Source organism: Methanococcoides sp., assembly GCF_030594565.1.
In the GTDB taxonomy this organism is placed as follows: domain Archaea; phylum Halobacteriota; class Methanosarcinia; order Methanosarcinales; family Methanosarcinaceae; genus Methanococcoides; species Methanococcoides seepicolus.
Genome location: NZ_JAUVEY010000049.1, coordinates 1 through 13,396, shown reverse-complemented (window position 1 = coordinate 13,396; position 13,396 = coordinate 1). Strand labels below are relative to the sequence as shown.

The following is a 13,396-nucleotide window of genomic DNA, read 5'->3' as shown; positions in this document are numbered from 1 at the left end:
GTTGTTCTATTTCGAGTGATGAAAGTACAACACCGTCAAGATTCGCATTAGTAAGGTCAGCTCCTTCAAGTTGTACCTTAAAAATGTCAGCTCTCTCAAGATGTGCATCTTTAAGAACAGCACCTTCAAGATGTGCACATGTAAGAACAGCATCTTCAAAATGAGCATCATGAAGCCAAGCCCCTTCAAGATGTGCACCGGTAAGATTAGCTTCTTCAAGACGTGCCTTAATAAGTTTAGCTTTTTTAAGATGTGTACCCCAAAGGATAGTTTCTTTTCCTTTAAGATGGGCACCACGAAGATCAGCTCTCTCAAGATGTGCACCGGTAAGATCTGCATCTATAAGAACAGCATCTTCAAAATGAGCATCTTCAAGATGCGCACCACGAAGGTTAGCTTCTTCAAGATGTGAAACCGCAAAATTTACTCCCTTTAAATAATACTTTTCTAAATCAACTCCCCTCAGGTTTGTATTTCTTAGATCCAAAATTCCATATTCACTATCAGATTCATGGTGCAAACGGTTTCCAAGGATGGTACAAACAGTTTGAATATCAGTCTCAACCTTTTCCAACGGCTGATTATTTGGTAAAGGTGAATTGAGCCTAACATAACTTGCCAAGATTTCCATGATTGGCCAATAATCCTTATTAGACTCTTCACTAATTCTTTTAAGAGCATATATCCCACCCAATCGAATTTCTGCTTGCGGATTTCCTAACTGATCAATTGCACGGGTAAAACGTTCTGTAATCTGGCCTTCGCGGGCAACTTGCAGTTCTTCTTCTGCAATATTCATGCGTCTATGAGTAATATAAAGACCATATAATATCGCAATCCCGCCTACAATTTGAGCAGCGGTTGCACGTATTTTATATTCTGTCTCGATTAATTGAATCCCGGAGAAGTTTCCTTGCAAAGAAGCAACCTCAATTCCAGGATAAATAATGACATAGAATATAAAGAGCGGAATTAAAACAAATAATGCAATATGCCAAGCATACCTGTTCAAAAATGATTCATCTTGATCTATATCATTCAGCTTAGACATATCAAAGAATGGGTTTCGATGTATAAAATACTTTTTTAACCCAAACTTCAGATATCTTCCTATCCCCCTAATACTGTCATTTATGTGTAAAAGGTTAAAGTTAATTGTTCAAAGAAATTAAGGCTCTGTAGAAATCCTACCTAAATCAACCACAGGAGAATCAAGATTATGTTGTAACATGCAGTATAAACATTGTTCATTAGAATTATTATTTGCTATTTTAGAGTCTTTCTACAAAGGTCAATATTCCAATCTTTTCAAGTGTGGGTAGAAGAGCATAAGAACTTGATTTGAATTGAGTTAACTGACTGCACGGTAATATTTTTCATTCTCCGCTGTTATCTCCACAATATTTTTTTTTCTAAGCAACTCTTCGATAATAGCTGCAAGATCTTTTGCATCGATTCCAAGTGTTGAACTGATTTGGCTTGCAGTGGAAGGTCTTCTAAGTATCAGACCATAAACATCCTCTTTCAAATCCTCATGTTTGACATCAATGCTTTTTCTTCGAAGTCCTTTTAAAACAAGCCTGACCTTCTCTCTACCTAACACCTCATCGAATTTTTGTGCCATCCTTGTAAGCTTTTGTTCTGAAACCGGAATGATAAAATCCTCTGCTGGAGGCCTGCTTAAAGTATGGACCTGAATTTCATCAGGATCGATGACTTTCAATGCTTTGATCAATCCATTTATAGCCTGGTCGCTGATATTGGTCGGGTATTCCCTTTTGGAATCCACAAAAAGGACTTCTATCGCAAGTCTTGGACCTAAATTTTTCAGTGCTGTCAGCCCCTGAATAATATCCTCAAGCTCTATTCCCGATGCTGGACGGTTGATGGCCCTGAATATGTTTTCATCCCCCGCTTCTAAAGTCGCGATTACCAGATCAGCTTCTGTTAGATTATCCCTCACATCCTTTCTATTGACAAGAGATGAATTGGTGATAACACAAATCGGAACATCACTGATTTTCTTTATCTCACGTATCATCACACCTAGTCTAAGGTTCAATGTAGGTTCTCCGGTGCCTGAAAAAGTGATGTAGTCGATCTGGCTTACTTTTTTTAGATAACTTTTCAATCCTTGCACAACATCTTCTGTCGAGACTCCGCAAATATCCTCAGGCCTTTGTACTTTATTCTTTGTACGCCCCAGCTGACAATACACACAATCAAAATTGCAGGTCTTTTCAGGACCAATGATGTCGATTCCAAGTGAGCGCCCAAGCCTTCTTGAAAGGACTGGGCCATAGATAATTTTCGGCTTCATGATGTTGATTCCTTGGTGTTAGATGATTATTAATTTTCGTTTTCCTTTTTTACATCTTTAGAATGTTACTAACTATTCTCTCAAAAGTCTTCTTTGCAGGTGAATCGCTCTCCTCTAAAGCCAGCGGTCTACCGCTATCGCTCCCTTCTCGAATGCTCTGCTCCAGCGGAATCTCGCCCAGAAACGGAACCCCTTCCTCCCTAGCTAAATCTTCGCCCCCTCCCTGACCAAAGATATACGCTTTTTCGCCACATTTTCGGCAAATAAAATAGGACATGTTTTCAATAATACCTAGTATTTTGAGGTTTGTCGTCTTTGCCATCCTCAGGGCTCTGCATGCAACTTTTGAGGAAACATCCTGAGGTGTTGTGACAATAATTATGCTCATATCAGGAACCAGCATCCCCAGAGATATTGCAACATCTCCCGTGCCTGGAGGTAAGTCGATTATCAGATAATCAAGGTCTCCCCACAAAGTTTGGGTCAAAATCTGTTTGATTGCTTTATGAATCATCGGACCCCGCCAGATAACTGGTTGAGTTTCCTTGACAAGAAACCCCATTGACATTACTTTTATTCCATGTTTTTCAAGGGGCAGGATCTGATCCTCAGCAATTGCTCTAGGCCGTCCGGTGATGCCCAGCATTTTTGGGATGGTGAACCCATAGACATCAGCATCGAAAATACCCACCTTAAAACCCTTTATGGCAATGGCTGCGGCTATATTTACCGCTACCGTGGATTTGCCAACTCCCCCTTTCCCACTGGCGACAGCGATAAACTTAGCAGATGATTTTATATGTATCTTAACTTCTTCTTTTGATGATGCATTAAGTCTTTTCTTATTCTCTGGAATTCCCTCTGCCATTCTAATTTCCCCTTTAATCTCAATCTTATTTTCTTAGATAAATAAGTTTGTTAATAACATCAACCTAATAGATGGAGGCTTAGTGCCATTACTGCCATCCCTGAAAGTAAACCCGAAAGCATCAAATGCTCATCCCCATATTTTATGGCAATGGGTAATAGTTCATCAAAACATATAAAAACCATAATTCCACTAACAAAGGCAAGAATTATGCCCAGCAGGGTTGCAGTTAAGAATTGAAAGATCAATAAATAGCCAAAAGCTGCCCCAACAGGCTCAGATAGTCCAGATAGGAAAGAGTAAGCAAAAGCTTTTTTCCTATCTTCAGTGGCGTAATAGATAGGCACTGAAACTGCGATTCCTTCAGGTATATTGTGGATTGCTATGGCAACAGCTACTGACATGCCAAGGTATGGAGAACTCAAGGATGTTACCAGTACTGCCATACCTTCTGGAAAATTGTGCATAGCAATTCCGATTGCTGTAAATATACCTGCTTTTTGGAGTTCCGTCTGACGGCTGTCAGGTAAAGTATCTAATTGAACATGGCTGTCAGGTAAAGTATCTAAATGAACATGCTGAATTGCACGATCCAATAAATAGATCACAACCATTCCAAGGAAAAAGGCGGTATTTGCCACGAGAAACCCCACATTTTCTATGGAAGTTGATAAAAGTTCTACAAATGAGATATATAACATGGCACCTGCTGCAAATCCAAGTAGGATAGATAAGTACGTCATTTTTGGTTTTGGAATAAAGAAGGCTATCAGACTTCCTATACCTGTTGAAAGTCCTGCAAATGTTGTAAGGATAAAAGCAGCAGTTACAGTTTCCATGTTGTTTCACCTTATAATGCAATTATGTTGTGTGCTCGGCTGCCAATACCGTTTACCAACGAAAATTGTGTAGGCACTGCAGACATAAAAAAAATCATGGCCTGAGACTACATTAAACAACACGAGAGCCATCCCTGCCACCGATAATAATTATCTTTAGAACCATTGCATAAACTCCGATGATGCAGCAGGCGATATTGGCAAGTATCCCAGCAATGGTGGTATTTCTTACAAATTCATACTGTAATAGCTCCATCATGCAAAAACCCTTCAATGCTTTTTCAAAACCCTGTGTGGAATACCGTGAGCAATCAACTCTATCGGGTATTGATAAGCAGCTTCCAGATCCTCTGGAAGTAATTCTTTTGAGCCGTGGTAATACAACTTACGGTTTAAACAGGCAATCTTATCAACATGGACAGAAACGGCACTGATATCATGTGATATTATAACAATAGCCATTTTTTCTTTGAGTTTTTCTAACAATTCATAGAATTCTTCTTGCCTTACAATATCTACACCTGCTGCAGGTTCATCCAGCAGAAGTAATTTAGGGTCAGTCGCTAGCGCCCTGGCTATGAAAACCCTCTGCCGCTGTCCACCTGATAAACTCCCAATCTGCCGATCCTTATAATCGAACATGTCCACTATCTTAAGAGCATCAAGAGCCTTTTCTTTGTCGTCCTCGCCATATCTTTTTAGCAACCCGATGTGACTTAAGCGACCCATCAACACAACATCCCAAACACTTATCGGATAATTCAGGTCGATAAGGCTGTATTGAGGGACATATCCAATAAACTTCCTTGCTTTTTGAGGAGTTTCTCCAAAAACTGTAACAGTTCCTCTGCTAGGCTTTATCAATCCTAAAATAACCTTAAGCAGAGTACTTTTCCCCCCTCCATTAGGTCCTATGATAGCAAGAAAATCGTGCTCTTTTACAACAAGATTTACCTCTTCAAGTATTGGTATGCTATTATAATGGACCCAAATGTCCTTAAGAACGATAGCTTCACCATTCATATTCATACCAAAGTTGAACAAATGCGTTTGAAACTTGAATTAGATTACTATATCTTCTGTCAGAAGCTCTATCGGTGCAACATAACTTCCAATCTCTTTTGCTATATCTCTGCACTTTTATGATTGAATCGAGACAGACAAAATAACCTGGTGTTCTTTTCTTTAGCAGCCTCAATCAATAGACTACAATATGTATACCTATCATTTATCCCCTTAAGCATCCTCCGATCTTTGACCGAAAAATAGATTGGATAAACCAATCTATTATTTAGCTTCTTCAGATAGTTCTTTCAACCTTTCCTTCACATCTTTTAGCTCGTCTCCCAAGGATTCGAGCATTTCTTCAATATGAGCAATTTCCTCTTCCCTAGAAGGCTCTGTATAAGGAACTTCGTAAGGAACTTCGTAAGGAATGTATGGTTCAGGCATATGGTAGGGTACTGGCATATGGTAGGGTACTGGATGTGGATACCATCTGCACCAACCCCCTCTACCTCTACCCATTCCTCGCCCTCTGCCTCTACCCATTCCAAAGTAAGCAGGCGTAGTCGGAACAGTAGTTGGTTTCAGTGCACCTTTTTTATACTGTTCGATTGCGTCTTTAACCGAACCACTGGTGCCTGTTACCACTTTTATGCCAGCATTGGAGAGGATTGGTAATGCATTGGGACCAATGTCTCCTGTTAGCAATACATCAATGCCTTTGTTCACTATAGCCTGTGCCGCCTGAATCCCCGCACCACCTGGCGCCGAGGCACTCGGGTTTTGAAGCGCTTCGAATTCCATTGTCTCAGAATCGACAATAATAAAATATCGGCATCTCCCAAAGAATGGATCCACAGAAGCGTCTAAACTCCTGTCTGTAGCTGTTACACATATTTTCACTGATTTTCCCCCAATATATTGTTAAAATGCTTTGTACAGGTTAAATTGACAAACCTTAGCATCAAATCTTTATTATCATTTTCTTCGGTTTTAAGTTTTTCTAGATATTATTTAATTTCTTCAATATGACCTTCTAAAGTTTTATCCCACTTCTAACATCCGTCGCTCTTCTGCCGCTGTCATCCGGGGATAAAAACCGTGCCATGGACTATACCTAAATCGCATCCATTCTGGAAGACCCGTTGCCCGATACCACCTTCTATATCCACGTCCGCATCCGTATGATATATTTTATCACTCCCTTTATTCTACCCAAAGAGAGACGCTGTCGTTTGCTTTTCAAGCCGTTGGCTAAATATCGGTATTTGAAATGTAGCCCCCTGTTAGCTCTCCCCTTGGTATTCAACAAGACTGTAAAATATTGTAGATGAATTTGAAATAGCGTGTTTCCCTTTTACAGCCCCATATATAATGTAGATGGCTTTATTATAAGAAGTTTCTGTTACGTTAGAATATCATATATATTTTCAAAAACATTCGGTTCCAACGATATAAATAATGATTTTTGTTTTTTAAACTCTATAAAAACCTACTATTGACTCTCTTTTTTCTATTAAATTTCGATTCAAATAAAACGATAGCAATAGAAAAGACCACTTTTGATCAAATGTCTGTGGAAAGTATCATATAATGCAACGATACCAAATAACATGTTTCATCTAAATCCATTCATAATCTTTACTATTAGTTGATTATTTCAGGATGCTTAGGCACATGTTTGCAATTCAAGTAAAAAATATTAAAAAGACATTTGAAAATATCATTGCTGTTGATAATGTCAATTTTAATGTTGAAAAAGGAGAAATTTTCGGTTTCTTAGGACCTAACGGGGCTGGAAAAACCACTGCCATACGGCTACTTACAGGAATCTTGATGCCAGATTTCGGCAATGTGTTTATTGAGGGGATTGATCTGGTAAAGAATCCGATCAAGGCAAAGATGATGATGGGTGTGATACCTGAAATTGGAAATGTCTATGCGGATTTAACGGCTAAACAGAATCTGTATCTGGCAGGTAAGTACTATGGCTTGTCAAAAAATACACTTGAGAAAAAGTCTGAGGAACTTCTTTCAACTCTTGGACTTTATGAGAGAAGAAACGATCCTGTTAGAACCTTTTCAAAAGGGATGAAACAACGAGTTAGCATCGCATGTGCAATAATTCATGATCCACATATACTTATCTTGGATGAACCTACAGAAGGATTAGATGTTCAAAGTCGAAGACTGGTAATTGAAACGATAAAACATATGAATGGAAAAGGGAGCACTATCTTTCTAACAACCCATAATATTGAAGAAGCAAATAAATTATGTCAGAGGGTCTGTATCATTAATAAAGGAAAGATTGTAGCCATAGATAAACCTGAGATATTAAAAAGTACCTTTGAAAAGACCCAATCCATAGAGATATCCTTTGACCAAAAAATAAATAGAAATTTGTTCGTGTCCGATTTCATATCTAAGATCGATCTTTATGGGGATAAATGGCGATTATACACAAATGATCTGGATAAAACAATCAAACATGTTGTAACTTTGGCGCAAAAGAATGACTTAAAAATAATCTCCATGAAGACATATGGGCCGAGTCTTGAAGAAGTGTTTGTCAGACTTACTGAGGTGGATAGATGAATTATTCTGTTTTTATACGAGGTGTCGTAGTCACCACTGAAAAAAACATCAAAATATATTATAATAAAGCTCCAGTAATAATATATGGTTTGTTGTTTCCTCTTTTTCTATTCTTTGCTTTTTATATAGGTAGAAATATCGACATGTCTATCTTCTTCCCTGGATTTCTTGCTATGGCTTTGTTTTTTACTGCTTCATCCGTAGGGCCGCTGATCACCCCATGGGAAAAGCAAGCAGGAACTTATGAAAGGTTATTATCTTAGCCAGTAACCATCAATACTATAATTTTGGGAGATGTTGTTGCAGGCTCAATCTTTGGATTGATTATTACCTCCATAGCTATAGTAGTCAGCGCTATTTTCCTGAATATTGTGATTACCAGTATTACATTATTATTGATTGCTATAATTTTAGGAACTCTGTGTTTTGCATCATTAGGTGTTCTTTTGGCATCTCCATCTGCTCATTCGCCTTCTCACATAATGATGTTTTCTAGTTTGGTGCGTTTTCCATTAATTTTTATTAGTGGTATTTTCATTCCTCTACCGGAGCTATCAGGATCCGGAAAGCTTTTATCATACATTTCTCCCCTTACATATCTTGTAGATATATTTCATGCAAGCTTAAATGGAACATCGTTTTTCCCTTTGACAATTGATTTACTAGTTTTAATCGTCTTTACTTGTAGTTTCTTGCTTATAGCAAGCTTATTCCACAAAAGGAATATGAGAAAAGGATTATGATAAAAGAGATTTACCAAACAATGATCTCCAAAAAGTTACCATGCTTATCATAACACAAAAATTAATCCATACTTTTTAATTCTCATTGGAAATCGAATTCTACAGAGCCTTTTTTTGTTATTCTTATTAGTTTCTCACAATTCCAGACTAAGACCTGCCCTAATCTCTAAAAACGCATCTGGAAACTTCCTGGCAATCTCTTTTTTATGAGCAGTGCAGTGCCCTGCTCCAATCAGGTTCAACCCTTTAAGCAGATCGTACTCCATGCTTCCATGTAACCCTCCTATTATGCCCGCTACTCTACCGAATTTCAATGCCGCACCCATGATTTCAGTAAGTCCGGGATGAGAACATCCAGTAATGACATATAAACCGCTGCCTGAATCCACAATGAGGGACTGTTCCCTCACACCGCTGCCGAGTTCACCTGTGGTATAGATATTGCGGCAAATTTCCTGTGCCTCAGAAACCTCAATCAACTTTGCCTGTGAAGCTATTTCATTTTTCAGGCTTTTCGAGAACGAGACAGGTACATATACCTCAATTTCCGGATTTGTATTCAACAAAGCAAAGAGTCCCCCGGTGTGGTCTCCATGCTCATGAGATAATATTACTTTTGTAATCTCCTGTGAAGATATGTCGAGCATTCTCAGATTATAAAGCAGTGCTCTGCCATCTCCACCAGTATCGAAAAGGATATTCTCTTCTTCTGTCTTGATATAGCAGGAAAATCCCCAACCACTGATAAGGCCCTCTTCTGCTTCATTATCATAAACTATTGTCAATTTCAGCTTTTCCACTTCCTATTGAATCTGTTTCTAAGATAATAATCGGGATATAGTGCGAACAATGAACTATGTGCAACCAATTCTATCTTTAAGCGCTATAGTTGTCACTGGTGCATCCGAATGTTGAGTAAAAAGGGCATCATGACCAATACACAATCCAAGTATGATATAAGTCGGTCTTTTATTTCCTCATTTGAACATATCATGTAAGCTTTTCCCTGACATTTTCCCAGAGATCTTTGACCTTGTTCGAAAACTCACCATCAGAATACTCGATAACAGTCATCTCTTGAATCATAGCTTTGGTTGGTGCATCGTCATAAGGCAGTTTACCCACAACCTCAATTCCACGGTCTTTGCAATATTCCTCGATAATAAGGGAATTCTTCTCGTTTATATCGTATTTATTTATACAAACCACAGCCGGAATATTGAAATGATCTGCCACATCCAGTATTCGCTCAAGATCATGAATGCCAGATACACTCGGTTCAGTAACAACCAGAACCATATCGACACCAGCAATAGAAGCAATTACAGAGCACCCGGTTCCTGGAGGCCCATCTATGATAATCAGATCTCTATCATATTTTTCTGCAAGCTTTCTGGCGTTGTCCCTAACAACTGCGACTAACAGGCCACTTGCCTCCTCTGCAATACCAAGTCTTGCATGTGCCATTGGCCCGAATCTTGTTTCGGAATTGTAGGCATCTCCTGCCTTTCTCTCAATCATACTGATTGCCCCTTCCGGACAGACATATGCACAGACACCACAACCCTCGCATCCGTAAATATCAATCCTGATATCATTGGTTATGGCATCGAACCTACAGGCATCCTTGCAAATACCACATTTGATGCAGAGCGTTTCATCAATAGATGCGACTTTTAACCCGCTAACATCGATGGTCTCAATTATTTCAGGCTGCAATATAAGATGCATGTCCGCAGCATCAACATCACAGTCAGCAATCACAGCATTTTCTGCAAGCGAGACTAATGCCGCTGCAATAGTCGTCTTGCCGGTGCCACCTTTTCCACTTATTACCGTAAGCTCTTTCATATCCCTGCCTCTATGAGTTAAATCTGTGCCTGTATCTTATCTAATAGCTGTACAAATTTTACCTTCCACTCTGGTATCCTGTTAACAAAAGGGATTCCTTCAGAATACAACCGCGCAATCTTTCGGTCATGTGGTATCTTCATAAGAACGGGAATTCTCTCCGTATCGCAGTATTTCTCCACCCTATCATCACCGATGTCGCAGCGATTGATTATTATGCCAAAGGGTATTTCCAGTTTCCTTAAAACATCAAGAGCAAGCAGCAGATCGTGGAATCCAAAAGGCGTTGATTCGGTAACAAGAATGCAGTAATCCGCACCTTGGACAGAGCTAATAACCGGACACGCTGTGCCAGGTGGCGCATCGAATATTGCAGTTTTGCTTTCATCGACATGTTTCTTCAAAGCTTTGATAACAGGAGATGCCATCGCTTCTCCGATATTTAACACTCCGCGATAGAACTCTATGTTCCCACCTTTGGATTTTTCAATTATTCCAATGCTTCTGTTCTCATAAACGATTGCGTCTTTTGGACAGACCATGGCACATCCACCACATCCATGACAGAGTGCAGGGAATACAAGTACATCTTCTGGCAGTACAGCGATTGCATTGAACTGGCTAAACTCAGAGCACTTGCCGCAGAAATCACATTTGGTCTTGTCCACGACAGGTGTTAAAATATTTATATCTTCAACCTTCTCAAGCTTAAATCCCAAAAATAAATGACAGTTAGGCTCCTCCACATCACAATCAAACAGCTGCACATTTTCAATTGAAAGGGCAAAATTAACAGCTACCGTTGTTTTCCCTGTCCCACCTTTCCCGCTTGCAATTGCAATTTTCATATACTTAACCCTCAATTTTTTTTGGTTAATTTACTCTGTAGGTGATGTGAGTGTACTCAACTCTGAAATCTTCCCCACAACCTTTTCAACATCTTCCACTGCCTCCGGCATTTGGAGCATCTTCACAAAACTATCGCGAAGCGTGTGGAATGGTCCCTCGCCAATTTCGCCCACGATTACGACATTGACACCCCGACTTTTCAGAAACTCAGCAGTCTTCACACCTCTTTTCCTATCCAAACCAGCAGCAGGGTTCTCGCTGACATCCCAGTTTTTTATTTTATCATATTCAAGCTCTATAATGATATAATACGGTGCTTTGCCAAAATGTCGGGAGATCTTTGAGTCTAAACCTTCTTGCATTAGAACAGGAACTGCAACCTTCATTACTGCCATATTTCCAAGCTTTGCATTGATAACTAAATGTTCCAGATTCTTGACCTCATTTTTCACCGTCTTTTCTATTTCCTCGGAAAGCATATCCACTCTTTTAAGATTGGTATCGCCTTCTATTTCAACTGCAATTTCCCCGAATACAACCAGACCGGACTTTCGAAGTCTGATATCCTCAACCATCTTCACGCCTTGAATACTGCCCACATTGTGCCTGATTCTTGTAATTGAATCCTTATCCAGCCATGCATCCATCAGTGTTAGTGCAGAATCTCTAGCAATACCAATTCCGAGCTTGAATATCATAAGAGAGATGACCAGCACCCCGACACCATCGAACCACGGCAGGCCTAAAATTGAACCAGCAATTGCAACAACAACAACTAAAGAACTAAAAACATCTGTGTAGGAATGCATTGCATCAGCAATCAGGGCCTGCGAATCTATTTGTCTGCCGATTCGAACTTTGTATTGAGATAGAGTATACATTGCCATTACCGAAAAAACGGCTGTTCCAAGCGCAATTCCCTGCAGTGCTATTTCAACAGGATTTGTGATGCTTACCAGTGCATCGCGCACAAGTTCGACCCCAGAGAAGAGGATTACAATGGAAACGAAAAGTGAAACTAAGTTCTCTGCTTTGTAGTACCCGTACGGAAACTCTTCTCCTGCACCTTTCAGACTTAACTTAAGCCCAACCCATAGCAAGTGATGTGAAAATATCCAATGATGTGTGAACAGCATCAGCAATCAGGACAGAACTTCCAGAATAAAAGCCAACAGTTCCTTTTAGAGTTGCAAGAAAAACTAACGTAAGAGTAGAGTTCTTTGAAGCATTAGCTCCCAACATTAATTTTTCCTGTACAGCCATTCTTTCACATCACTCTTGAAAAAGGAAGAAAGGGACATATTCCTTCTTGAATTCTTGAGTTTTACAATTAATCATCAAATAGTTCTTGATAAATTGACCTTCGCTTACTAACTCAAATTTCACCCTATGTACTTGTATTTTGATTAGGTTATCATCTTTAATGATGAGACTGGCATACATTCTCACTTGTGGCTCTGACAAGCTTTCTGGATTCCACGCCTGAATAGCATCCTGAACAATTCACTGCGTACCGATTACACTTTTATTCCAAAGTCTTCAAACTATCTGCACTTCCCTACGACAGAAACTCTGGAGGCAGTCAAACACAAATCATATGCTGACCTGTGTTTGGAATCGATTCTACTTCTTTGTTTCAACATCCATCAGTGTGTAGGTTGGAGCTCTGCCAAAATGCTGAACAACGAAGTCTTCTAAAACATTTTGTCTCATTATATGAATATTTATTTTTATCAAATAACAGATTTAATTGATTGAAATTTTGTAGACATTGAAATTTTTTATCTGCAACTACCCATTCCTCGGCCTCTGCCACGCCCCATTCCTCCACCTCTGCCCATACCAGCATAGGCAGGCTCAGTTGGGCCAGTGGTTGCTTGCAATTCACCTTTATTATACTGTTCGATTGCATTTGCAACCGAACCACTGGCTCCTGTTACCACTTTGATACCAGCTGCAGAAAGAATCCTAAATGCATTGGGACCAATGCTTCCTGTTATCAATACATCAATGCCTTTGTTCGCTATAGCCTGTGCCGCCTGTACTCCTGCACCACCTGGTGCTGAAATGCTCAGATTCTTATGAGCTTCGAATTCCATGGTCTCAGAATCAACGATGACAAAATACTGGCATCTTCCAAAACGCGGATCAACGACAGCATCTAAACTTCCAGCAGTAGCTGTACACATATTTTCACATATTTACCCCCAATGTATTATTCAGGTAGTTTTTGTTATAGTTTTTGATTGCCACTTACCATTGTATTGAATTTTTGTTGTCATTTATAGAGGGACACTACCGAGCTGAAGTCTCCTAACAATAT

The 13,396-nt window shown here is 39.5% G+C and carries 15 protein-coding genes and 1 pseudogene; 2 read left to right on the top strand and 14 right to left on the bottom strand.

Annotated elements, in window-relative coordinates; all coding sequences use genetic code 11:
- The 7 genes from QAS77_RS05755 to QAS77_RS05725 form a co-directional block, all read right to left on the bottom strand.
- On the bottom strand, window positions 1–1,051 hold a 1,051-nt coding region (locus tag QAS77_RS05755; RefSeq protein WP_305064435.1), incomplete at its 3' end, for a pentapeptide repeat-containing protein.
- A 300-nt stretch (window positions 1,052–1,351) separates the two neighbouring features.
- The gene (locus tag QAS77_RS05750) at window positions 1,352–2,320 is read right to left on the bottom strand and encodes a radical SAM protein (RefSeq protein WP_305064434.1); all 969 of its coding nucleotides are present in this window, start codon (window positions 2,318–2,320) and stop codon (window positions 1,352–1,354) included.
- A gap of 49 nt (window positions 2,321–2,369) precedes the next feature.
- Entirely contained in the window at window positions 2,370–3,188 is an 819-nt protein-coding gene (locus tag QAS77_RS05745) for an Mrp/NBP35 family ATP-binding protein (RefSeq protein WP_305064433.1), read from the bottom strand.
- Window positions 3,189–3,247: 59 nt separating this feature from the next.
- On the bottom strand, window positions 3,248–4,027 hold the full coding sequence (zupT, locus tag QAS77_RS05740; RefSeq protein ID WP_250868758.1) for a zinc transporter ZupT: 780 nt from the start codon (window positions 4,025–4,027) through the stop codon (window positions 3,248–3,250).
- A gap of 112 nt (window positions 4,028–4,139) precedes the next feature.
- Window positions 4,140–4,286, bottom strand: coding sequence for a hypothetical protein (locus tag QAS77_RS05735; protein ID WP_250868760.1), 147 nt, complete (start codon window positions 4,284–4,286; stop codon window positions 4,140–4,142).
- Window positions 4,287–4,297: 11 nt separating this feature from the next.
- Entirely contained in the window at window positions 4,298–5,050 is a 753-nt protein-coding gene (locus QAS77_RS05730) for a metal ABC transporter ATP-binding protein (RefSeq protein WP_250868762.1), read from the bottom strand.
- Between the two features lie 264 nt (window positions 5,051–5,314).
- On the bottom strand, window positions 5,315–5,890 hold the full coding sequence (locus tag QAS77_RS05725; protein WP_305064432.1) for a NifB/NifX family molybdenum-iron cluster-binding protein: 576 nt from the start codon (window positions 5,888–5,890) through the stop codon (window positions 5,315–5,317).
- 819 nt (window positions 5,891–6,709) lie between these two features.
- On the opposite strand from QAS77_RS05725, the gene QAS77_RS05720 reads away from it, so the two are divergent.
- A complete protein-coding gene (locus tag QAS77_RS05720; protein WP_091688608.1) occupies window positions 6,710–7,630 on the top strand; it encodes an ATP-binding cassette domain-containing protein in 921 nt (306 codons plus the stop codon).
- A 287-nt stretch (window positions 7,631–7,917) separates the two neighbouring features.
- A complete protein-coding gene (locus QAS77_RS05715; protein WP_305064431.1) occupies window positions 7,918–8,373 on the top strand; it encodes an ABC transporter permease in 456 nt (151 codons plus the stop codon).
- A gap of 134 nt (window positions 8,374–8,507) precedes the next feature.
- Here the strand turns inward: QAS77_RS05715 and QAS77_RS05710 are convergent, their stop codons facing one another.
- The 7 genes and pseudogenes from QAS77_RS05710 to QAS77_RS05685 form a co-directional block, all read right to left on the bottom strand.
- A complete protein-coding gene (locus QAS77_RS05710; RefSeq protein WP_331522275.1) occupies window positions 8,508–9,158 on the bottom strand; it encodes an MBL fold metallo-hydrolase in 651 nt (216 codons plus the stop codon).
- Between the two features lie 69 nt (window positions 9,159–9,227).
- Window positions 9,228–9,326 carry a DUF1847 domain-containing protein gene (locus tag QAS77_RS11615; RefSeq protein ID WP_442920361.1) on the bottom strand — a complete coding sequence of 33 codons (99 nt, stop codon included), beginning with the start codon at window positions 9,324–9,326 and terminating at the stop codon, window positions 9,228–9,230.
- 37 nt (window positions 9,327–9,363) lie between these two features.
- On the bottom strand, window positions 9,364–10,224 hold the full coding sequence (locus tag QAS77_RS05705) for an ATP-binding protein (protein ID WP_305064430.1): 861 nt from the start codon (window positions 10,222–10,224) through the stop codon (window positions 9,364–9,366).
- Window positions 10,225–10,241: 17 nt separating this feature from the next.
- A complete protein-coding gene (locus QAS77_RS05700; RefSeq protein WP_305064429.1) occupies window positions 10,242–11,072 on the bottom strand; it encodes an ATP-binding protein in 831 nt (276 codons plus the stop codon).
- Between the two features lie 30 nt (window positions 11,073–11,102).
- A complete protein-coding gene (locus QAS77_RS05695) occupies window positions 11,103–11,435 on the bottom strand; it encodes a NifB/NifX family molybdenum-iron cluster-binding protein (protein ID WP_305064436.1) in 333 nt (110 codons plus the stop codon).
- A 108-nt stretch (window positions 11,436–11,543) separates the two neighbouring features.
- A pseudogene (locus QAS77_RS05690) lies at window positions 11,544–12,315 on the bottom strand (cation diffusion facilitator family transporter); the annotation flags it as partial.
- 539 nt (window positions 12,316–12,854) lie between these two features.
- Window positions 12,855–13,262: a NifB/NifX family molybdenum-iron cluster-binding protein gene (locus tag QAS77_RS05685; RefSeq protein ID WP_305064428.1), complete on the bottom strand. Its 408-nt coding sequence runs from the start codon at window positions 13,260–13,262 to the stop codon at window positions 12,855–12,857.
- Between the last annotated feature and the right edge of the window lie 134 nt (window positions 13,263–13,396).